The organism is Algoriphagus sp. 10J20-15 (genome assembly GCF_055809615.1).
The window spans coordinates 62,720-87,363 of sequence record NZ_JBVVUG010000040.1; the positions used below are offsets into that span (position 1 = coordinate 62,720).

The 24,644-nt window shown below is 41.1% G+C and carries 22 protein-coding genes and 9 pseudogenes; 10 read left to right on the plus strand and 21 right to left on the minus strand.

Features of this window, described 5'->3' with window-relative positions; genetic code table 11:
* Window positions 1-46: 46 nt before the first annotated feature.
* From AC0L6R_RS17355 to lpdA, 4 genes are all read right to left on the minus strand, one after another.
* A complete protein-coding gene (locus AC0L6R_RS17355) occupies window positions 47-742 on the minus strand; it encodes a DUF2490 domain-containing protein (protein ID WP_473272322.1) in 696 nt (231 codons plus the stop codon).
* A gap of 94 nt (window positions 743-836) precedes the next feature.
* A complete protein-coding gene (locus AC0L6R_RS17360; protein WP_283411743.1) occupies window positions 837-1,661 on the minus strand; it encodes an anti-sigma factor in 825 nt (274 codons plus the stop codon).
* A complete protein-coding gene (locus tag AC0L6R_RS17365; protein ID WP_283411744.1) occupies window positions 1,661-2,194 on the minus strand; it encodes an RNA polymerase sigma factor in 534 nt (177 codons plus the stop codon). The genes AC0L6R_RS17360 and AC0L6R_RS17365 overlap by 1 nt, the downstream gene beginning before the upstream one ends.
* A 90-nt stretch (window positions 2,195-2,284) precedes the next feature.
* A complete protein-coding gene (gene lpdA, locus AC0L6R_RS17370; RefSeq protein WP_473272323.1) occupies window positions 2,285-3,682 on the minus strand; it encodes a dihydrolipoyl dehydrogenase in 1,398 nt (465 codons plus the stop codon).
* A 293-nt stretch (window positions 3,683-3,975) separates the two neighbouring features.
* On the opposite strand from lpdA, the pseudogene fabG reads away from it, so the two are divergent.
* Window positions 3,976-4,724, plus strand: a pseudogene (gene fabG / locus AC0L6R_RS17375) (3-oxoacyl-[acyl-carrier-protein] reductase).
* 285 nt (window positions 4,725-5,009) lie between these two features.
* Here the strand turns inward: fabG and AC0L6R_RS17380 are convergent.
* From AC0L6R_RS17380 to AC0L6R_RS17410, 7 genes and pseudogenes are all read right to left on the minus strand, one after another.
* Window positions 5,010-5,747 (minus strand): hypothetical protein, encoded by a 738-nt coding sequence (locus AC0L6R_RS17380; protein WP_473272324.1) that lies wholly within the window; start codon window positions 5,745-5,747, stop codon window positions 5,010-5,012.
* Entirely contained in the window at window positions 5,722-6,159 is a 438-nt protein-coding gene (locus tag AC0L6R_RS17385; RefSeq protein WP_473272325.1) for a hypothetical protein, read from the minus strand. The genes AC0L6R_RS17380 and AC0L6R_RS17385 overlap by 26 nt, the downstream gene beginning before the upstream one ends.
* 296 nt (window positions 6,160-6,455) lie before the next feature.
* Window positions 6,456-8,093, minus strand: a pseudogene (gene pruA / locus AC0L6R_RS17390) (L-glutamate gamma-semialdehyde dehydrogenase).
* An 81-nt stretch (window positions 8,094-8,174) separates the two neighbouring features.
* Entirely contained in the window at window positions 8,175-8,303 is a 129-nt protein-coding gene (locus tag AC0L6R_RS17395; protein WP_473272326.1) for a hypothetical protein, read from the minus strand.
* 86 nt (window positions 8,304-8,389) lie between these two features.
* On the minus strand, window positions 8,390-8,599 hold the full coding sequence (locus AC0L6R_RS17400) for an HAD hydrolase-like protein (RefSeq protein ID WP_473272327.1): 210 nt from the start codon (window positions 8,597-8,599) through the stop codon (window positions 8,390-8,392).
* Window positions 8,532-8,873, minus strand: coding sequence for a hypothetical protein (locus AC0L6R_RS17405; RefSeq protein ID WP_473272347.1), 342 nt, complete (start codon window positions 8,871-8,873; stop codon window positions 8,532-8,534). The genes AC0L6R_RS17400 and AC0L6R_RS17405 overlap by 68 nt, the downstream gene beginning before the upstream one ends.
* Window positions 8,874-8,878: 5 nt before the next feature.
* Window positions 8,879-9,262 (minus strand): ArsR/SmtB family transcription factor, encoded by a 384-nt coding sequence (locus tag AC0L6R_RS17410; RefSeq protein ID WP_283411750.1) that lies wholly within the window; start codon window positions 9,260-9,262, stop codon window positions 8,879-8,881.
* A gap of 151 nt (window positions 9,263-9,413) precedes the next feature.
* On the opposite strand from AC0L6R_RS17410, the gene AC0L6R_RS17415 reads away from it, so the two are divergent.
* Window positions 9,414-10,022, plus strand: coding sequence for a carboxypeptidase-like regulatory domain-containing protein (locus AC0L6R_RS17415; RefSeq protein ID WP_283411751.1), 609 nt, complete (start codon window positions 9,414-9,416; stop codon window positions 10,020-10,022).
* A gap of 44 nt (window positions 10,023-10,066) precedes the next feature.
* Here the strand turns inward: AC0L6R_RS17415 and AC0L6R_RS17420 are convergent.
* The 3 genes and pseudogenes from AC0L6R_RS17420 to AC0L6R_RS17430 form a co-directional block, all read right to left on the minus strand.
* Window positions 10,067-10,438 (minus strand): annotated as a pseudogene (locus AC0L6R_RS17420) (GxxExxY protein).
* Between the two features lie 110 nt (window positions 10,439-10,548).
* Window positions 10,549-11,967 (minus strand): aminopeptidase P family protein, encoded by a 1,419-nt coding sequence (locus AC0L6R_RS17425; RefSeq protein ID WP_473272329.1) that lies wholly within the window; start codon window positions 11,965-11,967, stop codon window positions 10,549-10,551.
* On the minus strand, window positions 11,906-12,157 hold the full coding sequence (locus tag AC0L6R_RS17430) for an aminopeptidase P N-terminal domain-containing protein (RefSeq protein WP_473272331.1): 252 nt from the start codon (window positions 12,155-12,157) through the stop codon (window positions 11,906-11,908). Before AC0L6R_RS17430 ends, AC0L6R_RS17425 begins: the two co-directional genes overlap by 62 nt.
* Before the next feature lie 221 nt (window positions 12,158-12,378).
* Between AC0L6R_RS17430 and AC0L6R_RS17435 the strand changes: the two genes are divergently transcribed.
* From AC0L6R_RS17435 to AC0L6R_RS17445, 3 genes are all read left to right on the plus strand, one after another.
* The gene (locus tag AC0L6R_RS17435; protein ID WP_473272332.1) at window positions 12,379-13,068 is read left to right on the plus strand and encodes an alkaline phosphatase family protein; all 690 of its coding nucleotides are present in this window, start codon (window positions 12,379-12,381) and stop codon (window positions 13,066-13,068) included.
* A 114-nt stretch (window positions 13,069-13,182) separates the two neighbouring features.
* Window positions 13,183-13,443: an alkaline phosphatase family protein gene (locus AC0L6R_RS17440; RefSeq protein ID WP_473272333.1), complete on the plus strand. Its 261-nt coding sequence runs from the start codon at window positions 13,183-13,185 to the stop codon at window positions 13,441-13,443.
* Between the two features lie 5 nt (window positions 13,444-13,448).
* Window positions 13,449-13,964: a hypothetical protein gene (locus tag AC0L6R_RS17445; RefSeq protein ID WP_473272348.1), complete on the plus strand. Its 516-nt coding sequence runs from the start codon at window positions 13,449-13,451 to the stop codon at window positions 13,962-13,964.
* A 158-nt stretch (window positions 13,965-14,122) separates the two neighbouring features.
* Here AC0L6R_RS17445 and AC0L6R_RS17450 read toward each other — a convergent pair.
* Window positions 14,123-15,290 (minus strand): annotated as a pseudogene (locus tag AC0L6R_RS17450) (homogentisate 1,2-dioxygenase); the annotation flags it as partial.
* Window positions 15,291-15,571: 281 nt separating this feature from the next.
* Between AC0L6R_RS17450 and AC0L6R_RS17455 the strand changes: the two are divergent.
* Both AC0L6R_RS17455 and AC0L6R_RS17460 read left to right on the plus strand, forming a co-directional pair.
* A complete protein-coding gene (locus AC0L6R_RS17455; RefSeq protein WP_473272334.1) occupies window positions 15,572-15,898 on the plus strand; it encodes an MCP four helix bundle domain-containing protein in 327 nt (108 codons plus the stop codon).
* An 88-nt stretch (window positions 15,899-15,986) separates the two neighbouring features.
* Entirely contained in the window at window positions 15,987-16,214 is a 228-nt protein-coding gene (locus tag AC0L6R_RS17460) for a hypothetical protein (RefSeq protein ID WP_473272335.1), read from the plus strand.
* A 1-nt stretch (window position 16,215) separates the two neighbouring features.
* On the opposite strand, the gene AC0L6R_RS17465 is transcribed toward AC0L6R_RS17460, so the two are convergent.
* The 6 genes and pseudogenes from AC0L6R_RS17465 to AC0L6R_RS17490 form a co-directional block, all read right to left on the minus strand.
* The gene (locus AC0L6R_RS17465; RefSeq protein WP_473272336.1) at window positions 16,216-16,947 is read right to left on the minus strand and encodes a sugar phosphate isomerase/epimerase family protein; all 732 of its coding nucleotides are present in this window, start codon (window positions 16,945-16,947) and stop codon (window positions 16,216-16,218) included.
* Window positions 16,925-17,083 carry a hypothetical protein gene (locus AC0L6R_RS17470; RefSeq protein ID WP_473272337.1) on the minus strand — a complete coding sequence of 53 codons (159 nt, stop codon included), beginning with the start codon at window positions 17,081-17,083 and terminating at the stop codon, window positions 16,925-16,927. The genes AC0L6R_RS17465 and AC0L6R_RS17470 overlap by 23 nt, the downstream gene beginning before the upstream one ends.
* Before the next feature lie 54 nt (window positions 17,084-17,137).
* Window positions 17,138-17,702 (minus strand): annotated as a pseudogene (locus tag AC0L6R_RS17475) (gluconate 2-dehydrogenase subunit 3 family protein).
* A 17-nt stretch (window positions 17,703-17,719) separates the two neighbouring features.
* Window positions 17,720-19,398: pseudogene (locus tag AC0L6R_RS17480) on the minus strand (FAD-dependent oxidoreductase).
* Between the two features lie 28 nt (window positions 19,399-19,426).
* A pseudogene (locus AC0L6R_RS17485) lies at window positions 19,427-20,310 on the minus strand (hydroxypyruvate isomerase family protein).
* A gap of 8 nt (window positions 20,311-20,318) precedes the next feature.
* Window positions 20,319-21,546 (minus strand): annotated as a pseudogene (locus tag AC0L6R_RS17490) (MFS transporter).
* Window positions 21,547-21,798: 252 nt separating this feature from the next.
* Here AC0L6R_RS17490 and AC0L6R_RS17495 point away from each other — a divergent pair.
* From AC0L6R_RS17495 to AC0L6R_RS17505, 3 genes and pseudogenes are all read left to right on the plus strand, one after another.
* A pseudogene (locus AC0L6R_RS17495) lies at window positions 21,799-22,972 on the plus strand (Gfo/Idh/MocA family protein).
* A 32-nt stretch (window positions 22,973-23,004) separates the two neighbouring features.
* Complete coding sequence (locus tag AC0L6R_RS17500; protein ID WP_473272338.1) at window positions 23,005-24,060, plus strand: sugar phosphate isomerase/epimerase family protein; 1,056 nt, start codon at window positions 23,005-23,007, stop codon at window positions 24,058-24,060.
* Between the two features lie 21 nt (window positions 24,061-24,081).
* Window positions 24,082-24,513 (plus strand): c-type cytochrome, encoded by a 432-nt coding sequence (locus tag AC0L6R_RS17505; RefSeq protein ID WP_283411762.1) that lies wholly within the window; start codon window positions 24,082-24,084, stop codon window positions 24,511-24,513.
* Window positions 24,514-24,644: the final 131 nt, after the last annotated feature.

The window sequence follows — 24,644 nt, forward strand, 5'->3', positions numbered from 1 at the left end:
AAAACCTACGCCTTTATGAGTCGACAAACCAGAAAATTATTTGCTACTAAAACTTATGGTGTAAACTAACTTGTAATTGCCCTTTGCTCCAGGCATCAGTGGTCTGCAACATCCAGCCAGATTGCACTCTAAGATTAGATAACAAGCCATATCCCCCACCAAGGTATAATCGATTTCTATCAAATAGCTCAACCGTTCTTCCTCCACCAATATCACGTTGACCATTAATGAAAATCTCATTGTACAGAGCCAGATAGACAATTCCTTTTTCCAAAGCAAAACCATTTAATGGAATATTGAGAAAAAGATTGTAGCGATATCTGGTCCGAAGATCCTGCGACTCCACCCATCTTTGCTCATACCTAATTCGATGAGTGAACAGAAATCTGCTACCTACTTTGCTGGGGAAAAGAGCTTCTTGATAAACTCTATTTTCCATTACAGTGGCGTCAGACTCACCAAATGCCCCAGTCGTAATATTGGCATAACCTAAGGTGAATAAAATATCAGCGTTTTTTGGTGTGTAAGTAAGGCCAGACCTAAGAAGCAACTGTTCCAAATCACTTACTGGATTCCAAAGTCTAAGCTGCATATCTCCCTGAATACCGAATTGAGAGTTTTTAAAAGATTTATTATAAAAATACATGTACCAGGCACCCAGTTGATCTTCATCTGGACCAGATTGAGCAAAGGAAACCACGGACAACGCAGAAAGAAAGAGACTGAATACTAACTTTTTCATAAGGTAAAACTGGTTGGATTTTCACAAAATAAAAAAGCCTGCTCTTTTCAGAACAGGCAATTATAAATTTAATTACATTTTAAATTTCAAATTCTTAGGCCACTTCTCCCAGCACAACCAATTTCTCCAAAGTAGGAGCTTTTGATCCACCTTTAGGTTCTATGGTAATAGCAAATGCTCCAGCCTGTGCTACCGCCTCCATTTGTTGCAAAGTCAGTTTTTCACCTGTGTTAACCAAACCAATTCCTACTGGCCCATCATCTCCAATAGCCCATAGCTGGTAGTCAAACTCCTCACTGAGTTCATTCAGGTTATTTACTGCGATAAATACTTCTTGTGCATTTTGATCCCAAAGCACATCGACTCTGGCATCTTTCTGCATATCAAATCCCTCACCTTTCATTTCAATTCGCTTGAAATCTCCAGCTACAAATTTATCAAGTCGGCTGTCTGCCTCTTTATATTGCTGATTTACCTGATTCAGATTATCAGCCATTACGCTCTGATCCTGAAGCAAGGCAGTAAATTGATCGTTTCTCTCCTGATACTTATCTGCATAATAGAATGCTGCACCCGAGGCCACAATTGCGGCAATAGAAGCAGCAATAGCAAATGGTTTCCAAGGGCTACTGATCGGAATAACTTTAGTTTGCGATGAAGATGAGCTAGACTTAGATTCTTCCTTTAAAATAAAATCCTTCTCAAGTGTAGAGAAAATTTTATCCTTCACTTTCTGAGATGGGACTGCGCCAGTCATGTCGTCAAAGGCGAACATTGTCTCCTCCAATTCATCCAGCTCACGCTGAATCTCAGGGTGCGTCTTTGCCAGGCTCAACACCTCCTCACGCTCTCGCTCCGTCAACTCTCCTAAAAGGAAAAGCTCCAGTTTACCTGACGATATGTATGATTGAATATCCACTAGATTCTTGCTACATTTTTTTTCAACACTTGTATGGCCGCTCTCACCCTGGACTTGACGGTGCCTAGAGGTATATCGAATTCCTCCGATACCTCAGAATGTGTATATCCTTTGAAGTAAATATACTCGACAATGAACTTCTGATCATCGTTAAGTTCGATCATTAGTTCTTTCACTCCGATTCCGTCTATTTGTTCTTGGGTTCCTGATTGGCTCTCCATTCCATATACGAAGTCGTCTATTGTGTTGGTCTTACCGGATTGTGAAATTTCTTTGGAGCGTAGTTTATCAATGGCTGAATTACGGCAAATATTGGCCATCCATGTATATAAACGGCCTTTTGACTCATCGTAACGATCTATTTTTTTAGTAATTTTAACAAAAGCATCATGAAAAACTTCCTCTGCGATGTCCTTGTCAAAGACTATTCTGGAGATCACCGCATAGAGAGCTCTGGAATATTTGTCGTACAAATACTCAGTGGTCTTTCTGTCTTTTGCCCTTAGCCCGGCGATGATTTGTTCTTCCTGCAAAAATCTATGGTTTGAAAAATTCTTCCCTAAAAGTAAAACACAAGACCAATTGTTTTAGGTCTTGTGTCTTTTATTTTCAAATTATTTATATCAAAGGTGGATTACCTCGTCATAAGCAGCGGCCGCAGCCTCCATAATCGCTTCTGACATGGTTGGGTGAGGATGCACTGTTTTGATCAATTCGTGACCAGTGGTTTCCAGTTTGCGGATAGCAACAATCTCTGCGATCATCTCAGTCACATTGTATCCTATCATATGTGCTCCTAGCAATTCTCCGTATTTCTTATCGAATACAAGCTTTACAAAACCATCTTTTGCGCCAGCAGCAGATGCTTTTCCTGAAGCAGAGAATGGGAATTTACCGATTCTCAACTCATAGCCTGCTTCCTTAGCTTTTGCTTCGGTCATACCTACAGATGCGATCTCAGGAGAGCAATAAGTACAGCCTGGGATATTTCCATAATCTAAAGGATCAGGGTTCTGACCTGCGATTTTCTCTACACAGATAATTCCTTCAGCAGATGCTACGTGCGCCAATGCAGGACCAGGAATCACATCACCTATAGCATAATAGCCAGGCATGTTTGTCTTATAGTACTCGTCAACTTTGATTTTGCCTTTGTCTACCAAGATTCCAACATCTTCCAAACCAATATTCTCCAAGTTTGAAACAACTCCAGCAGCAGATAGCACAACATCACATTCAAGCGTTTCTTCACCTTTAGCTGTTTTGACGGTCACTTTACAGCCTGCGCCCTTGGTATCCACCGCAGTCACTTCTGATGAAGTCATGATGGTCATACCAGCTTTTTTGTAAAGTTTCTCCAAAGTCTTAGAAACTTCAGCGTCCTCCACAGGTACGATTCTATCCAAAAATTCTACTATGGTCACTTCTGCACCCATAGTAGCATAGAAATAGGCAAACTCAATTCCTATCGCTCCAGAACCAACAACTACCATTTTCTTTGGCATCTTGTCCAACACCATCGCATCACGGTAACCGAGAATCTTTTTCTTATCGATCTTCATCGCTGGCAATTCTCTGGATCTAGCTCCGGTAGCGATGATGATATTATCAGCAGCATAGACAGTTTTCTTGTCTTCGCTATCGGTCACCTCTACCTTTTTACCCGGCTGGATTTTACCCCATCCTTTGATCACTTCAATCTTATTTTTCTTCATTAGGAAGGTAACTCCCTTACTCATTCCGTCAGCTACGCCACGGCTTCTTTTGACGATGCCGGTAAAATCAGCGCTGGCGTCTTTTACAGTAATGCCATAGTCCGCTGCATGATTGATGTACTCGAATACCTGAGCACTTTTCAATAAAGCTTTGGTGGGAATACAACCCCAGTTAAGACAAATACCACCCAATTCCGCAGCTTCTACTACGGCAGTTTTTAAACCGAGTTGGGAAGCGCGGATAGCAGCCACATAGCCACCTGGTCCACTACCCACCACGATCACGTCAAATTTTGTCGAAGACATATCTATTTTGAGTTTTTATACGAGTTGAAACTAGGCAAAAATAGGCCTTTTAGCTTCAGAAAAAAATTCCATTTCAATCGCGATTATACTTCAAACGCCAATTCTGAACAGCTTACAGAGCGCTATAAAGAATATAATTTTACATTAAACACATTTAACATGTTTTTCATCCTATCCGCAGAGAATACTCAGAAAATTCACTCAGCAATTCTCATTTATTCGATAGATTCAAACACCCCACCTAAAAGTTTTAGCTTTTTTTCTAATTTTGGCCAAACAAAATTTTAAACTCCATGGGATTACTTTCAGGAAAAACGGCATTGATCACCGGCGCATCTAAAGGCATCGGAAGAGCAATCGCCCTCAGATATGCACAAGAAGGCGCAAATGTCGCTTTTACTTTTTTGTCAAGTGTGGAAAAAGGCCAAACACTCGAAAGAGAATTGGCAGCATATGGCATCAAAGCCAAGGGCTATAGGTCAGATGCTTCGGATTTCAAAGCTGCAGAAGAATTAGTGAATGATGTGGTTGCAGAATTTGGCGGATTGGATGTTCTGATCAATAATGCCGGTATCACCCGCGACAACCTATTGATGAGAATGACTGAGGAAGCTTGGGACGAAGTAATTGGCATCAATTTGAAATCCTGCTTCAACACTGTAAAAGCAGCAAATAGAACGATGATGAAAGCTAAGTCAGGCTCTATTATCAATATCACTTCCGTAGTAGGCGCAAAAGGAAATGCTGGTCAAGCCAACTATGCGGCTTCGAAAGCTGGTATCATCGGCTTTACCAAATCAATCGCTCTTGAGTTAGGCTCAAGAAATATCCGTTGCAATGCAATTGCGCCGGGATTTATTGAAACTGAAATGACTGAAGTTTTGGACGAGAAAACTGTCCAAGGCTGGAGAGACGGCATTCCTATGAAGCGTGGTGGCCCTGACCTGAAGAAGTAGCTGATGCTTGTGTATTCTTAGGGTCTGAAATGAGTAGCTATATCTCAGGACAGGTGCTTCATGTGAATGGCGCGATGTATACTTAATCAATTTGAAATTTATTATTAGAAATTTGAGATTAAACGGCTGGAGAGATTCAGCCGTTTTTTTATAGCAACCTTTGAGGTGTCATTTCGAAGGAAGGATAACTGAGAAATCTCCTCGAAGTTTTTTATTTACATAAGACCTTCTTATTTACATAAGACCTTCGAGGTTTGAGAAACCTCAAAGGTCAGACGAACGGCTGGAGAGATTCAGCCGTTTTTTTTGTTTTAACCGCGAAGTGCACGAAGTGACGCAAAGCGGTGGGATTCTAGTTATCCTCTATTTATTCAATCAGCAAACCGACTCAAGTCAATCTTATAAAACTCGTATTCATCTTCAGATGCTTGCTCGGGTTTATTGATAAATAGACCTTCTGAAGTAGAAAAAATATTCTCAAAACGGGTTCCTGGAGGGTAAACTACTTCGAGCTCTGCTCTCAGTTTCCATTCAGAATCATAGATCAAAAGTAAATATGTGTTTTCATCCAAATACAATCTCTTCCGGGGATCCTTGATTTCAGGATCGTCCTTTTCGTTCTTTACTAGTGTCATTCTTACATTCATACCAGAGGAAAGGTCATGAATCAGATGCAAATTGACAGCTCCGTTCTCAGGTCTTTCCCAAGAACCCCTATTTCTATCTCCTACATAAGTATCTGGATAATATGGAAATGGAGTCAACTTAGTCAATTTTATACGGTCTATCACTTTACAGTTTTTGATTTGATAAAGGGAATCTGAATAAGAAAACATTGCCCAAGACTTCCCCTCTGCCACCATCCTCAGCAAATTTCCTCCTGAAGAAGACTGAGAATAGGATTCATCGTATGGCGCCTTAAAATCAGATTTACATATTAAATTTCCCTCACCATCAAATTCCCCTATCCAAGATTTGAATGACAAATCCAAACCATCCCTCCCTTCACGAAATGCCATAAACTCAAAAGGGTTAAACGTCAATTCATACCTATTGTCGGTAAGGGCATGAAATGCATTTCTCTTATCTGTCAAATAAAGGTATTCCACCTGGCTCATATGCTTCCATATCCCGCATATATGAGAGAGCCAAAGTGTCATTCCTGTATATATTGGTAAAGCCAGTAGAGCTTGTTACAAATAATCCACCATCATTCAAAAAACCTCCAACTTCCGGCATACCTTTAAACGCCATTGGCCCTTCTCTAGGAACCACATAAGTTGCTGTTTTCCGACCGTTCTTGACATCGTAAAAACTAAAAATCTCATTCCACTTAGTATAAGCCATTTCAATCCCGTCTTTAGTTATACTTCCCTGAAACCCCATAAATCCAGTCTCTGAGTCCCGTTCAAAACTCATTTCTCCCAAGACAAAATCTTCAAGCTTACCTTGGATCGGCTCTTTTTCTTTGGAACAAGCAAAAAATGTAAAGACCAGTAGAAGAGAGTACAGATGTTTCATTTACGAAATTTTAGAAGGATAACTAAAAATAAATAAAATCTCCCTCAAAGGGGCTAAGGAGTAAAAATTTAATCCTAACATTAAGATCTTAAACGAAACTGCACCCTCTGCGAAACTCTTTGTGAACTCTGAGGTAAAAAAAAGCCCCGAATCTAAATCCGGGGCTCCTACTAACCTTTGAGGTCTATTTTTGACCTCGAAGGTTTCAATTTCAAAAACAATCTAAAACCTCAAATAAAGACCTTCGAGGTGATCCCGAAGTCTAGCGACATTCGGGACAACACCTCAAAGGTCAATTACTTGTCGCTTCCCAAGAAAGGATACTTGTAATCCTCCGGAGAAACAAATGTCTCTTTAATCGTACGTGGAGAAACCCAACGAAGCAAGTTGATCATAGAACCAGCTTTGTCATTTGTACCGGAGGCTCTAGCTCCACCGAATGGCTGCTGACCTACAACCGCTCCTGTTGGCTTATCATTGATGTAGAAGTTACCCGCTGCATTTCTAAGTTTTGTAGTGGCCAATTCCACTGCATAACGATCCTGAGAGAATATAGCTCCGGTTAAAGCATACGGAGAAGTCTGATCGACTAATTCCAATGCTTCTTCAAATCTTTCGGAATCATACACATAGATCGTCAATACCGGACCGAAGATTTCTTCACACATGGTCGTGTACATAGGATCTTGGGTTACGATGACAGTTGGCTCAATGAAGTAACCCTTCGACTTATCGTAATTTCCCCCAGCGATGATTTCCACCGCAGGATTGGCCTTCGCATTGTCTATATACTTGGCGATTTTATCAAAAGATTTCTCGTCGATCACCGCATTGATGAAGTTGGTGAAATCTTCCGTTCCACCCATTTTCATATCAGCAAGATCCGCCAGCAAGTTTTCTTTCACCTCATCCCAAATATTGGAAGGAATATAGGCACGGGAAGCAGCGACATTTTTGACCTTGGAACTCAAAAGCGCCACGGGAAAGTCCTACAGCAACAGCTTTTGGAATAGCTGATTTGTGAGCAATCACGAAGTCTTTTCCACCTGTCTCACCTACGATTCTAGGGTAAGCTTTATACTGATGGATATTAGTACCTATTGTTTTCCAGATATGCTGCGAATACGCCAGTGGAACCTGTGAAGTGGATTCCTGCAAAATCAGGATGCTTGAAAATAACATCTCCCGCAACTGGTCCATCTACGTAGATCAAGTTGATCACACCAGCAGGAACACCTGCTTCTTTGAACACTTGCATCAATACATTTGCAGAATATATCTGCGTGTAAGCTCGGCTTCCATACGATGGTGTTACCCATCATTGCAGCAGATGTAGGAAGATTACCTGCAATGGCTGTAAAATTAAATGGAGTCAAAGCGAAAATAAAACCTTCGAGTGGACGCTGCTCCAATCTATTCCAAACACCATTTCCAGAAACCGGCGGCTGTTGGGAGTAGATTTCAGTCATATACTGCACGTTGAAACGCAAGAAGTCGATAAACTCACATGCCGCATCGATCTCTGCTTGCATCGCATTTTTAGATTGCCCAAGCATGGTAGCAGCATTGATTTTAGCTCTGTATGGCCCAGCCAAAAGATCAGCTGCTTTCAAGAAAATCGCAGCTCTTTGTTCCCAAGCTAGGTTTTCCCAAGCTTCTTTAGCACCAAGGGCGGCATTAATCGCCTGCTCTACATGAGATGCATCTCCTTCATGAAAATGACCCAACACATGCTGGTGATCGTGTGGAGGAGACATGGTGTGCGTATTGCCTGTTCTGACCTCATCGGAACCAATATACATTGGCACATCAACTTGCTGAGATCTAGCTTCTTTGAGTGCAGCTTGTAACTCTTTTCTCTCGGGGCTTCCGGGAGCGTATGCTTTTACCGGTTCGTTCACCGGAGTTGGTACATTAAAAAAACCTTTGAGCATGATATCTGGGGTTATGATTTTCTGATTCGCCAAAGATAACCAGAAGGTTTAATTGGCGGGTTGATTTGAAGTAAAAGAACCCTAAAGTATGTCTTCTAGTTCTCTCAAATGTGAAATAGTATAGGTAGGCATCAGATCAATGGACTTTCCAAGTGGGTTGAAAAAGACCTGATCTATTCCTGCCCCATAAGCTCCTCTAATGTCAGACACAGGATTATCTTCCTATCATCAAGCTGTTTTCCTTTCTTGCTCCTGCCTGCTCCAACGCATAGTGAAATATCCTCGGATCTGGTTTTTTATGTCCGGTGGGTTTCTGAAGTGACTACCAATTCGAAATAATCATTTAAACCAGAGGACTTCATTTTCTTTGCCTGACTCTCATCAAAACCATTCGTAATCACATAGAGTTTGTAGTTTGGCTTGAGGTAATCTAGGATCTCAATAGTATGTGGAAATAAGTGGGGTTTGCTCGAAGTTCTGTGCATGAAAATCACCTTCAAATTCATTTGGAATTACTGCATCGATCACACCCGCTTGTTCAAATATTTTGGGAAATCTACTTGCCCGCAATTCATCCTTATGGAGTTCGCCCTTATCGTAAGCTTCCCAAAGCTTGAAATTCACTGCATAGAATGAATCTATTAAATGCTGAGCGGATGATAGTCCAAGTTCTTCTAACTTATAATGAAGAAATAGCTCAGTGAGGGATTCTTGAACATTTCGATCGTAATCCCATAACGTGTGATCTAGATCGAAGAACAAATGCTGGTAAGTTTTCAAGGTAATTAACGACGGTATTGGTTATTCTGAATTTTATTTATTGCAAGCTCACGGTTGGATTTCAAAATTTCGAAAGTTTCTTGGTCCTTGATGAGACTTGGGTCTTTTTGAATAAACTTAAAAACCTGATTTATGATTTCAAGATATTCTTCAAGGATGTAATAAAACACCCATTGATCTACTCTCCTACTTCCTAGTAGCCCGGCATTTTTTAGGTAAATGAGATGCCTGCTGGTCTTAGTCTGAGTAAAATCAAGGATTAATTCGAAATCTGAAATGGAAAGCTCCTTATTTAACATCAATAGATGGAAAATCCTCACTCTTGGCTCTTCTGAAAGCGCTTTGAAGATTCTAAGCCCGTAGTTTAAACTGATATTTTTTAGCCGCATTAGTAAGATTTAACGGAGTTTATGAGGGGAAAAAGAAATTTCACCCGAAATTAGGGTAATATCGTATCCGAAAAGATAACCATTTGCCGTTCTATTAAGTTTATAATTCGTGAAGAACTCATTACTCCTTAGCGCCACTTTAGTTTTCCTTATGGGAATATTTTTTTCCTCGCTTGATGTAAAAGCTCAAGATGTACAAGAAAAGAAAGTAATCCAACTTTCGGGTATTATCCTTAATTCCGATAGCACAGATGCTGTTGCCGGGGTAAATATTTACGTACCAACAAAAGGCAGAGGTACTAGTTCCGGCCGTTTCGGCTACTTTTCAATGCCTGTTTTAGAAGGAGATTCTGTTATATTTAGTTTTATAGGTTTGAAAAAACAAACATTCAAAGTACCTAATAAAGTAGAAAGTGACCGAATCAGTTTGATCCTTACCATGGAGGTAGACGAAATTGCGTTAGCTGAAATTGAAGTAATGCCTTATCCGACTGAGGAAGAATTTAAACAAGCCGTTATTGCGCTGAATGTGGTGGATCCAATGTCAATTTCCAGAGCGAATATGAGCCCTGAAATGCTCCTTCGCTGGGCGGAATCTATGCCAGCCTCAGGTAATGAAAATTTCCGATACTTTCAGGAAGGGCAAGCCATTCAAAATCAAGATCTCTACGGTCCTAGAACACTCAGACTCCTCGACCCATTCGCCTGGGGGCAGTTTATTCGATCTATCAAGCGGGGTGATTTGAAGAAGAAGGATTGATGAATTTCCACTAATATCTCCCACAAAGGCGCTAGGGCGCAAATTCAATTGTCGGTAAGACCGTTTAACACTCTTTTAATTCCTTCTGTGAGTTTATCTTCATTGAAATTTATTAGCATTCCAAGCCTTAATCCTGTCAATCTTAGGTATGTTCTAAGTTGTTTTGGATGAACGGGAAGGAGTTTTTCCACCGATTTCAATTCTATAATCACCTTATTATCAATGATAATATCAGCGCGAAATCCTTAATCCAATTTCATCTCATTCCAAATCACGGGAATCACAACCTCAGTCTTCACTACCAATCCTCTGGCTCTAAGTTCATACACAAATACTGCTTGATATACTGACTCTAGCAAGCCAGGACCAAGCCTTTTATAAATCATAAAGGCTATATCAACAATTATCTTAGAAATCTCATTTTAATGCATTTCAGTCAAAATTAAATCTTTCTAAAAAAATTGCACCTTTGCGCCTTTGCGGGATTTATTCAAATGCACCTCCTAGCTCCTTTTGCCTGAGGTAATTAATCAATCTCCGGCAGCACCCACTCCTCCAATACACTTGGTAGCCGCATCATCTCTTCGATAGCGGCGATGGTTCTTGGGGCTGCTTCGGAAAGATTTACAGCTCCGTCTTTGGTAATCAAGATATCATCTTCAATCCGCACTCCAATTCCCCACCATTTTGGATCACAATCCGATCCCTCTGGTATATAAATTCCTGGCTCAATAGTAAAGACATTACCTTCTTTGAGCGGATCACGGGTACCGCGATCATGCACATCTAGGCCAATATGGTGGCTAGTCCCGTGAGGGAAATACATATGGCTTTCCCCTTTTTTAATAATTCCCAAGTTGGCAAGTCCATCATTGATTATCTGGCGGCCTGCCGCATCAATTTCCTGAAAAGTAACCCCAGGCTTAGATATTGCTATTCCTGCTTCTTGAGCTAGGTAAACTAATTCATAAATAGCCTTTTCTTCAGCATTGAATTTACCATTTATCGGTATGGTGCGGGTCACGTCTGCAGTATACCCTCTCCACTCTGCGCCCAAATCCATCAGAAGTAACCTGTCATTCAAATCCCGTTTATCATTCTCAATATAATGCAGAATACAGCCATTATTCCCTCCACCTACTATGGATGGATAGCCAAGCTCTTCAGCACCATATCGCTTATAAATAAATTCATGAACACCCTGAATTTCCCGTTCTGTCATTCCTACCTTCGCCGCTTTCATCACCTCGATTTGTCCAACCGCAGAAATCATTACCGCTTTTTTAAGTAGGGCAATTTCTTCGGGAGTTTTCACTTCTCTAAGTACACTCATCATACTTGCAAGTGACGTAATATCCAGCTTTTGATCAGGCATTTCATCTTTTACGAGCATTCTCTTTTCAGGTGATTCTGCATTCATAAATGAATTGATCAATGGATCTTGCATCATTTCGGGATATTGTCGCTCATATCTTTTTAGCATTTGAATGACACGATCAGAAGTCTCCAAATCTGAAGTTTTTATCATTTTATAGACCTGTGCACTTATCTCATTTAGTTTATCAGGATAAGCGGTAGCGGTTTTGAACTCATCAATCATTTGATTGAGAGGTTGATTTGCGCTACTTTCTTCAATTTCTTCAGAAAGGCTAAAAGTCAATATTTTGTCAAAATCCTGAAGATTAATCCCTGACTTTGTCCCAAAATCAGTGTTAAGAAGAGCTTCTTCAAAGCCTAACTCATTCTTCATTCCTTCAATCCCCATCCGCTTTCCATTCCACATTTCTGCACGTGGATCTCTATTCTGAACAAAAATCAATTCATCTACTAATTTGCCATTAACTTCGCGCTTTTCACTAAAGACGACTAGCACCGCATTAGGCTCACGAAATCCTGTCAGGTAGAAGAAATCGGTGTTTAGGATGATAAATAAAATCCACATCATTGGTTCTATTTTTAACAGGATTATTAAAAAAAACTGCTACAGAACTAGCAGGCATTAATTTTCTTAATTCTTCTCTTCTTTGGCTATGCCATTCTGAGCTGAGCCCATCATCAAAATAAGATTGAGAGAATGCCGTGAATGAATACGCAATTAAAAATAGAGTCCAAAGTATCTTTTTCATAGGGATCATGTTGAATTAAGAATTCTAATGTCTGCGCTTTTGACCATTTAACAAAGTCTTAATCCACAGATTGCAGCATATCCTTATCTTTGGCTATTAAAAAATTTAAATCATATAATCGTAAATCACGAAATCGGTACACTTTAGAAATTATTATCGATCAGGCGAGATGCACTCAAGTTAAGCTTAGAGCAGCTTTCTGACCCGTAAAACCCCAATTGAATAAATAGATGAAAAAAATAGGGATTGTATTTTTGCTATTCGTTTTGGCTTCTAATCCTCTGAAAGCACAGGAAGCTGCCAAAAAGCCCAAACTAGTTGTTGGTATCATAGTAGATCAAATGCGCCAGGATGATCTTTATCGCTTTGCAGACAGGTATTCCGACGGTGGTTTTAAGCGGATGATGAAAGATGGTTTTATGATGAAAAACGGCCATTTCAACTACATCCCGACTTATACCGGACCTGGTCATGCTTCCGTCTATACTGGCACTACTCCGGCCACGCATGGAATCATCAGCAATGACTGGTACGCAAAAAGTATCGATAAAATGATCTATTGCGCAGGAGATACTACCGTAACTAATGTAGGTGGATCTGAAAGCAATGGCTACATCAGCCCAAGAAACATGCTCACCACCACTATCACAGATGAGCTTAGAATCGCTACCCAGAAACGATCCAAAGTGGTAGGAGTAGCAATCAAAGATCGCGGAGCCAGCCTTCCTGCCGGTCACATGGGAGATGCCTACTGGTTTGATTCCAGCACAGGCGAGTTCATGACCTCTTCCTACTATTATGATCAGCTCCCTAAATGGGTAGATAAATTCAATGAAAGAAAATTGGTCGATCAGTACCTTTCCCAGACATGGGATACGCTCTATCCCATCAAAACCTATACTTCCGAGTCTGGTGGATGACAATCCTTTTGAAGGAAAATTATCAAGCGGGAAAAGATACCCCTACCTTCCCTTATGACTTGAATAAACTAAGAGAAACCAATGGCCAATTTGGATTGATTTCTTCTACGCCTTTTGGCAATACCCTTTACTTTGGACTTTGCCTTGGCTGCTCTGGAAGGAGAAAAGATGGGCATGGGAGAGGATACAGATTTCTTAGCACTTAGCTTCTCGTCTACTGATTATGTTGGCCACAGGTTTGGTCCTCAATCCAAAGAAATCGAGGATACTTACCTTCGTTTGGATCAGGAAATAGAAAGGCTACTGAATTACTTGGACGAAACCTATGGAAAAGACGAGTATATGGTTTTCTATTATCTGCCGATCATGCCGTAGCCGAAGTGGCAACACATATGATCAGCAGCGAGAAAGTACCTGCAGGCAATTTACCTACTGGTACTGTCATGAATGGGCTTCAAAACTTCATTTTAGCTAAGTACGGTGTTGGAAAATGGATTAAAAACTATTCAAATGGACAAATCTTCCTTGACCATGAATTGATTCGGGAAAAGGATATAAACCTAGAAGATTTTGAAAATGAAATTGCACAGTATCTGTTGAAAGCTGATGGAATCAAAGAAAGTCTAGTACTTGGGACAGCCATGCGAACCCGCGAGTTTACCCAAGGTAGAGCGATGCGACTTCAGATGGGCTACAATCACAAGGCTTCAGGTGATATTTTTAATTGTACTCGAACCCGCATGGCTAACAGGAGGATCCACAGGTACATCTCATGGCACAGGGTATTCATACGATACCAATGTCCCAATCCTGTTCTATGGATGCGAGATGCTACCAGCCGGAGAAAGCCTCTAGGTACGCTACCATTACTGACATCGCTCCTACACTTTCGATGATGCTGGACATCAAATTGCCAAATGGTGCGACTGGAGAACCAATTTTGGAGATCACTGACAAAACGTAAACTCCCTAATCCTAGCAAGTAAAAAGCCTCGATCTTGAAAGACCGAGGACTTTGTGCTAATGATACAAGTGATGATTCCCTATCTCCGTTCCAGCTGATCGGATAATTCTCATCCACAAATTCCAACGTCACCCATCCGTTGTAATTCTGAAGTGATTTGAATGTATCCAGCATCACCGCATATTCATCCGTAGCTTTTGCACCGATGGACTTCTCAACAGTCCCGGGATGCGGACCATGTGGCAAGCCTCCCAGTGTGCAAGGTGAATGAACCCCTATCGATTCCTTTTCTGCTCATAAATTCGCCCTCTGCATGATCTGATCCCTTCATCCGAATCAATATTGGAATGATTGTATGGCGCAGGTATGGAAAGAGGATGATAATCGAATAGCCTCGCGAACAAAAGAACAGATCACAAATCCCCAAGCCTGGAAAGTCTGATGAACTGGTGGCGGCTGGTGAAATCCTTCCGGTAATTGGTTCGAAATCATAAATGGAAAGTGCGTAAGAGGATATAAGTAGCCGTCCCAACCCACTATATCCAGCGGGCTATGGCCATAAGAATACTGATGGAGCATTCCTTGTTTTTTGATCTGGACAAGGTATTCACCTTTGTCATCCTCGATATGAAGGTCATGTGGCGGGCGTATATCTCGCTCACAGTAGGGTGAATGTTCTAACAATTGTCCTACTTCATTTCTATAGCGCTTGACCGTCTCAATAGCACCTACAGACTCTATTACCAGTAGTCTGAGTGGTCCTTCTTCCTCAAATTCAAACCGGTAAATCGTTGTACGGGGAATGACGATATAATCACCCTTGTGCACTTCAAGTTTTCCAAATTGAGAATACATCACACCTTCACCATCGTGGATATAGATTAATTCATCCCCATCAGCATTTTTGAAATAATAATCCATTTTTCGCTGGCGTGGCGCACATATCCCCATCATGACATCGGAGTTCATCATTAGGTTTCTTCGTGCTGACAAATAGTCTTCACCAGTGAATTCGACACCAGAAGTCTTTAAGTGGGTTTGATTTAGCCCGTGCTCAGTAGCCGGCTTCCAGGAAATAAGGTTCTGGTTTGCCGATAGACTTAACTTGGTTAGGATTATGTATATGATAAAGTGTGGAGTAAATCCCTGAAAATCCTTTGGAACTCACAACTTCCTCTTTATAGAGACTGCCATCTGGCTGACGGAATTGTGTGTGTCGTTTGGGCGGGATATCTCCCATTCTGTGATAGTATGCCATTGGTATTGGGTTTATTTCTTAGCCTAAATTTAATCATTCCATCAAAAGGACTCTACCTATATTTTAAAAATGATTTTTTCTCTGTCTATCTTTAATGTCTCCCAATTAAAATGAGTTCAAAAACATTCTCAATTGCCTTGGAGTTAAAACAGGTAGGTAAAAACGTAAAATCATGACCCGGTTTTGAAAGACTTTCTTGATTAGTTTGAAAAAAATAGGAAAGTCAAGGAGTTATCCCTAAACTGAATACAATTAACATCCCAGCATAAATCTATTAATCGATGAAAAACACTTCTTTTAAGAAAAGGAAAATTACTGCCCTTGTAATTATTGGAATTTTGATGCTCTTGATCTATGGTAAAAACTTAACTGAGCGCCAAGCCTTCAAAAGTATAAGCAGTACTTTCACAGAAGTATATAATGACCGCTTAGTAGTAGAGGGCTATATTTTTAGAATATCTGAGAACTTATTTAAAATTCAAAAACTAGTAGACCATTGTGATATGGGGTACGATTACTCATCGGTAGTAAATGAAATAGCCACGTATGAAAAAAATATTATTGAAATAGTAAAAGATTTCGAACAGTACCAACCTCACCAAAAATGAGGAGCAATACTTAACTGATTTCAAAAGTATTATAGAAACAGACCTGCAAATCAAGAACTACAGCCTATTATATTCTGACTCTTCTGGAGTGAATATAAATCAGGTAAAACTGTACGATCAAAAAATAAGTAAAGCCCAGCAGGACTTAGATAACCTAAGCAAAATCCAATTGGAAGAAGGTGAAAAATGGATCAACAAAGCCAATATCATTATTAATCGCTCCCAGATATGGGCTCAATTTGAAGTGGCTTTGTTGATCATATTAGCACTGGCTGTTTATTTACTGCTTTTTAGAAGTAAAGTACCCTTTACCTGATCTAAACCTTGAGTTTACTAAGGTATACTGCATTTTCTTCTGCTGCTTTTAGAGGTGTAGTACCTACAAATCTTTCTTGTTCCACTACAAAATACTCCATTCCATACTTCTTAGACTTCCTGATAATATCTGCATAAGGTATCTCGCCTGTTCCAAGAAGGACACCGCGGTCATGTGCATTTCCTCCCTCCGGCTCTGCATCTTTTACATGGCAAAGTTTAAATCGTCCAGGGAACTTAGCTATGTATTCTAAAGGGTCATAACCAGCCACATGAGACCAATACATGTCCAATTCAAAATCAACTAATTCAGGATCAGTATTTTCCATCAAAATATCTTGAGGCAATTGCCCATCAAGCATCTTGAAGGTATAGTCGTGATTATGATAAGCGAATTTCAGCCCATGGGATTGTAAGGTTTTGCCGGCCTTATTAAATCTTTCAGCGATATTTTTCCATTCATCTATCGATTTTTGAGCACCGATATATGGACAAATCAAGTATTTCATACCAACTTCCGCAGCTTGTTCAGCCTGCGCATCAAGATTTTTAAAGACATCGGCGTGAGAAGAAATAAACTCAACACCTATATCACTCAACAAACTTTTGCACTCCGCTGGCTGCATTCCCCAAAGGATTCCTTTCCCTCCATCAAAACCTTCAAATTGCTTATATCCAAACTGGGCAAGCTTGCGCATGGTGCCCGCTGCATCATTTGCCATCTCTTCCTTCACAGAGTATAATTGAAGTCCAAATTTCGGAAAGTTTGGCTCTATCCAGTGCACGCGCAGCGATATCATAAGGGAATAATACTGCTCCAACACCAAGCATTCCGCCAATCTGAAGTAATTTTCTTCTTTGTTTATTCATAAAATAGGAAGGCCTGCCCTAAGTAAGAGCAGGCCATTTATATAGGTAAATTAATTAAACTGCGTAGGCCTTATCTCCTTCGTTGTATGGAATACAAGGGTCAAATCGTCCCGGTACTTCTACGTAATCTACAAAGCTTGAGTCGCTCCGATTTCAGAAGTAAAGTAGCCCAAAACCGTTAAGTCGCGGAGCATATTAATAACTTTAGGGCTTCGGTCTTCCCCACTGGACTTGAACTCATCATACATTCCATTCAAGAATGCTAACCTTTCGGCTGCAGGTGCACCTACAAAGCTCTTTCCGTTTGCAGCTTTGAAATCTTTGCCGAGCTTGTTAACTCCATCTACAAAGTCCTTTTGGCTATCTCCATCGTAGAGGTATCTTTAACCATCATTTCCATAAAAGAGCCAATTCCTACAGCTTTAGCTCCAGGAGTATTCGTCTCAGGAATAATAGTATCTCCTATCTCATCCAAGAAAGCAATGTCGTCTGGATCAAAGTCCAAGCCCTCTATTTGGTTCTCGGGAGTACAACCAGTCAACACCGCAGTAGCGCCAATCATTGTGCCTCCCATCATTACCATTACGCTTTTCAAAGCGTCTCTTCTATTCATAGTCATAGTCTTGTCTTTTACGATTAGAGATTTTGCTTTTTCAATTCATCCACAGCAAAAGCTGCTGCTCTAGCAGTCAATGCCATGTAGGTAAGTGAAGGATTCACTGCTGCAGCTGAAGTCATACAAGCTCCATCAGTTACGAATACATTTTTCGCTTCCCACACTTGGTTATTTCCATTCAACACTGAAGTTTTTGGATCTCGACCCATTCTTGCAGTTCCCATTTCGTGAATTCCTTGTCCAAAAGTGTATCCAGCATCGAATTCCCTGACATTTTTGAAACCAGCCACTTCAAGCATTTCAGCTGCATCAGCCATCATGTCTTTGCGCATTTTGATTTCATTGTCCTTGATTTCAGCGTTCATCACCAAAGATTCCAGACCCCACTTATCCTTTACAGTGTCACTTAATTTGATAGTATTTTCATGATACGGCAAAATTTCTCCAAAAGCCGTAATTCCCATAGACCAAGGGCCTGGCTTCGTAAGCGCCTCTTTCATTGGTGCTCCAAAATTCAATTCGGCAACGTCTCGAGACCATCCGCTACGGCTAGCCCCTCCCTGATATCCAAAACCTCTTAGATAATCTCTTTTATCTCCATTTACATTTCGGAATCTAGGAATATAAAGACCTGTTGGTCTTCGGCCAAAGTAATATTTATCTTCATAGCCATCCATAGTACCGTTAGCTCCCAATCGGAAATGGTGATCCATTACGTTGTGTCCTAGCTCCCCTGAGCTACTTCCCAATCCACCCGGCCAAACATCCGTTGCTGTACGCATTAGAATGGCTGTGGAGTTGAATGCTGATGCGCAAAGGAAAACGATCTTCGCATCGAACTCGATCGTTTCGTTGGTTTGACCATCAATTACTTCTACGCCTGTGGCCTTCTTGGTATCTTTGTCATAGATCAATCTTCTCACGATGGACCAAGGACGTAGCGTAAGATTACCGGTCGCTCTAGCTGCTGGTAATGTAGAGGCTTGCGTGCTAAAATAGCCTCCAAATGGACATCCTAATGAACATTTATTTCTATACTGACAGCCTGTGCTTCTCCTGAAGGGGCTGGGTAATATTAGCTGGTCGACCGATAGTCCATGTTCTAGCTCCCTTGTAATGATCTTTGATTTTTGCTGCTGCGTCTTTCTCCACACAATTCATCGGCATAGGAGGCATAAACTCGCCATCTGGCAAAACGCTAATCCATCTTTTGAACCGGAAACACCTGCAAACTTCTCCACATAGGAATACCAAGGCGCAATGTCTTTGTAACGAATCGGCCAGTCAACAGCAACACCTTCCTTCGCATTTCCTTCAAAATCAAGGTCTGACCATCGATACGATTGCCTTCCCCAAAGAAGTGATCGACCTCCTACTTGATACCCTCTAAACCATGTGAAAGGTTTTTCCTCTACATAAGGAGAGTCATCTTCATGAGCCCACCAGTCAAGATTGAGTTCATTTAGCACATAATCTCTTCTCAAATTCGGATGATTCTCTAGCTGCTCCTGGGTCTTCTGCCACGGTGCGGGACTTCCCAAGGAGGTAGAGTCGCAGTCTTATAATCGGTCACATGTTCTACATCCGGCCCTCTTTCGAGAAGTAAAACTTTCAGTCCCTTCTCTGTTAATTCTTTAGCAGCCCAACCGCCACTTATTCCTGACCCAACTACTATTGCGTCATATGTTTCATTTGCCATAGGTATGGTTTCTTTTTGGTTAACTTACTTAAACGTCACAGACCTCTACTGCTTGTCTCAGTGAGGCCATTTTATCTGCAGATTTTGGTATAAATTCATGGGACACATAGCCTTTGAAACCCGAATCTGCTATCGCTTTCATCACTGCCGGATAATAAATTTCCTGGGTATTATCTAGCTCATTTCGACCGGGGTTTCCTGCGGTATGGTAATGTCCGAAATATTGATGATTATCATTAATACTTCTGATCAGGTCACCTTCATCGATTTGCATGTGGTAGATATCGTAAAGCAATTTAAAATTATCACTTCCCAATCGCTTACATAGCTCCACCCCAAAGGCAGATTTGTCACATAGGTAATCTTTGTGATTCACGCGGGCCGTTCAGCAGCTCCATCTGAAGGATCACTCCATGTTTTTCTGCCAAAGGGATCAATTTCTCGAAGCCCCAACTGGCAGTTTTCCAAGCCAGTCTCATCGTCCATTCCTCTCCGATTTCCGGAGAAGCAAATCAGGTTTTTATAACCTGCTTCTGCCACTTTAGGAATCATCTCCGTATAGTTTTTTATGAGTTGTTCGTGAAATTTCACTTCACCAAATCCATCATTCAAACCAAGTTCAGCGCCGTTGCACATGGAGGAATCTATACCATGCTCTTCAGAGTTGCCCAGTTATCAGGACCTATTAGATCTATTCCCTTGATACCGATTTTTTTTGCTTCTATGCATAACTCTTCAATGGTGTAGTTTTCGCGCAAAACACCAGTGGCAAACGCCGTGATTGATATTTCCTTTCAGCTGGTAAGGCTTTTCTTCCTTCATATCAAAAGAAGACAAAGTGCTGAATGCAGCGCCTGCAAGTAATACTTTTTTGAAAGATTCTCTTCTTCCATTATCTATAGGTTTGGTCATGAGGGGGATTATTGTTGTGAATTTATTTGTTCCTTTTTAAAAAGGGCTGTGAAAAGTAGCAAAACCAAAACAGAAATGCCAGCAGGAATTAACCAAATTGATTTCCAAAGATGGCCATCCGTATCATTTATAAAATAGTTTGAAATTAATCCTGCGGCCCAAAACCCTACTAACATTCCAATTCCGTAGGTAGCTAGTGTTATCAATCCTTGTGCAGAGGACTTATATTTTTTGCCTGCATGGGAATCAGTATATATCTGGCCACTGACAAAAAAGAAATCATAACAAATCCCATGGAGTAAAATACCTAGTAATAGCATCCACACACCTTCATTTACATCTCCAAAAGCGAAAAACACATAACGCAATGCCCAAGCCAGCATGGCGACCATCAACGTTTTTTTGAAACCAAACCTGGAAAAGAAAAACGGTAGCGCCAACATAAAAACTACTTCTGACACTTGGCCCATTGCCATTTTTCCTGTAGTAATTCTCCATTCCTATCTCAGTTAGAAATGGACTGGTATTTTGATAATAAAAAGCCAAAGGGATGCAAATCAGAATCGACGAAATAAAAAAAATCGCATAATTCTTATCCTTCAATAACCCTAATGCATCGAGGCCAAGTGCTTCGGAAAGCTTGAAATCTCCCTTGGCTTTGGCCTGAGGAGGAGTGTGCGGGAGCACAAAACTAAAAAGACCTAAGCCCAAAGAGCTAACCGCCGCCATCAGCCAGGTATTTCTCAACAGCCCCTCTTTTAATCCTTGCTGACTGTCCCATGACATAAAACTGATCAAAAACCCTGCAGTAATCCAACCTATAGTACCCCAAACCCGGATTCCTGAAAATTCCTTGGCAGGATCTTTCATTTGGTTAAAAGAGATCGAATTCACCAATGCAAGCGTAGGCATAAAGAGAATCATATAGATAAAAAGGAGCGGGAAAAACCCTGAGAAATCTTTGGAAGAATAAAGTAAATACATCAGGCCAGCTCCCAGAAGATGAATGACACCTAGAATTTTCTGCGCATGAAAATATCGGTCGGCAATGAGACCTACTACAAATGGGGCAATAATAGCTCCAAACGATTGGGTAGAAAAAGCCAGCGAGATATCCCGATCTTTAGCCATCAAATTGGTACCCAGGAAAGTCCCCATCGTCACAAACCAGGAGCTCCAAATAAAAAACTCCAAAAACATCATAAGAGAGAGACGGAGCCTGGTATTGATGTTCATAGATTTTAATTCGAATAAGGAAATGGATAACTTTTAGCACTTTGCCAATGTTTAATGTTTGGCCTTTTTGAAGTATTTTAGGCATTTCTAAACGACTTTCTGAGGCTAAAACTCTTGATTCGTACGAAGCCATTTATACCCTAATGGAGCAATTGATCAATTATTCCATCATTTCAGGTGAATACCGAAGGTTTTTTCACTCAGAATCAATTATTTCAAGCATTTAAACCTGAATATAAAGTCTTTTTCCTTATGTCATCCTCACAAAAACTAAAACTCGGACTTATCGGTGGCGGTCCAGGATCTTTTATAGGAGCCATCCATTTGAATGGTGCGTTGATGGACGGAATGTTCGAGCTGGTCGCTGGAGCATTCAGTTCTAACCCTGAGAAATCTAAACAGCGCGGCGAAGAACTTATGCTAGATCCTGCTAGGGTTTATGCCAGTTACGACGAGATGTTTGCTGGTGAACTAGCACTCCCAGAATCAGAACGCATCGATGTCGTCGCCATCGTCACTCCGAACAACGTGGATTCCGTACCGGAACCGTAAAAGCGCTCTAACATGGCTTCCATGTAGCTTTAGATAAGCCGCTGACCTTGAATTACCAGCGCAGCCAAAGAAGTTTATCACATTGTAGAAGCTTCCGACAAACGATTTTTACTAACCCACACCTATTCTGGCTATCCGATGATCAAGCAAGCCAAGCAGATGATCGCAGAGGGGAAAATCGGGAAGGTAAGAAAAGTGTATGTGGAATATCCGCAAGGATGGCTTTGGAAACTACTCGAATCGGAGAACAACAAACAAGCAGAATGGCGTACAGACCCTAAAAAGAAATGGAATGGCCGGCTGCATGGGGGATATTGGCACACATGCATTCCATTTAGCTGAGTATGTTTCTGGAGAAAAAGTGGCCTCAATCTGTGCCGATTTATACATCAAAGTGGATGGTAGACCTATCGATGATGATGGTGTAGTTTTGATGCGTTTTGAAAACGGGGCATCAGGAGTGCTTACCGCTTCGCAAACCGATACTGGTGCTGAAAACAATTTAAGGATACGCGTATATGGAGAGAAAGGTGGCTTGGAATGGCAGCAGGAGTTAAATAACACACTGATTGCTAGGTGGCCAGATGCTCCAGCTCAAGTTTTGAGAGCAGGCACCGGCTATTTAGGGTCCTTGGCAAACGAAAATACCAGAACCCCGGCTGGCCACCCTGAAGGATATGTAGAAGCTTTCGCCAATTTGTATAGAAATTTTGCACGCTGTATCTATGCAGATCGAGCTGGAGAATCTCCAAAAGCAGAATGGGAAGATTATCCTGGCATAGAAGATGGAATCAGAGGAATGGCTTTTATCGATCATGTATTGAAAAGTAATGAGTCCGATATCAAATGGACTCCATTTGTAGTAGAAAAATAAATTCTTAAACCTAATATTTTAACCTAAAAAAAATGAAGACAATTAAAGGCCCTGCGATTTTTCTCGCACAATTTATTGACGACAAAGAACCATTCAACAACCTGAAGAACATCTGTAATTACATGGCCGACCTCGGCTATGCTGGCGTTCAGATACCTTCTTGGGATGGCAGAATGATGGATTTACAAAAAGCCGCTGAAAGCAAAACCTATGCAGACGAAATCAAAGGTACCGTAGAAGAAGCTGGCTTGCAGATCACAGAGCTTTCCACGCACCTTCAGGGGCAATTGGTAGCAGTACATCCTGCATACAATGAATTATTTGACGGTTTTGCTCCTGACAATCTGAAAGGAAATCTACAGGGAAAAACTGAGTGGGCTGTGCAGCAGTTGAAATATGCGGCAAAAGCATCCGAAAATATGGGACTGACCCAGCATGCTACGTTTTCAGGAGCATTGATGTGGCAGACAGTATATCCCTGGCCACAAAGACCAGCAGGTTTGGTAGACACCGGTTTTACCGAATTGGCCAAAAGATGGACTCCTATACTTGACGAATTCGACAAACATGGTGTAGATGTATGCTATGAACTTCACCCAGGGGAAGATTTGCATGATGGAGTAACATTTGAAATGTTTCTAGATAAAGTCAATAATCATAAGCGCGCAAATATCCTTTATGACCCAAGTCATTTTGTATTGCAATGCTTGGATTACCTGCAATTCATTGATTTTTACCATGAAAGAATCAAAATGTTCCATGTAAAAGATGCCGAATTTAACCCAACAGGTAAGCAAGGTGTCTATGGTGGATACCAAGGATGGGTAGAGCGGGCAGGCCGGTTCAGATCTTTAGGAGATGGACAGGTTGATTTTAGCGGAATTTTTAGCAAACTTTCGCAGTACGATTATGATGGCTGGGCAGTTTTAGAATGGGAATGTGCCATCAAGCATCCAGAACAAGGAGCTGCGGAAGGCGCTCCATTCATCGCTTCACATATCATCAACGTAACAGAAAAAGCATTTGATGACTTTGCAGGCCGTGGAGCAGACGAAGAATTCAACAAACGAATCTTAGGAATCAAATAACTCAATTTTAATATCCAACTAATGAAAATCACAAAACCTATAAATCTTGTCTTAGTAGCTCTGGCAGGATTTACATTCGCCTGTGGCGGAGGAGAAAAAACATCTGAAACCACGTCAACTGCAGAAGTAGAAGCTCCTGAAGCTGCTCCTGAAGTAGAAATGAGCTTGGAAGAAAAATACCAAGACGATCCCATCTACATCAAAGGTTTAGCCAAATTGAAGACTTCAGACTGTACCTCATGCCATATGGTAGAGCGTAAAATCGTAGGACCTTCTTACGCCGATGTAGCCGCTAAATATGAAAACACTGAAGAAAACATCAATATGCTAGCAGAGAAAGTAATCGCTGGTGGCGTAGGTGTATGGGGAGAAATCCCAATGCCTCCACACCCAGCTTTGAGCATAGAGGATGCTAAGGATATGGTAGCATACGTTCTACTTTTGAAAAAATAAGATGAAGAAAAACTATATCATCGTCGCAGCATTGGCAGTAATCCTATCTTCATGTTCCAGTGAAAAAACGGTCGAAACTGAGGTAGAAGAAATAACTGTTTCTGAATCTCCAGAAGATGAATGGGCAGGTG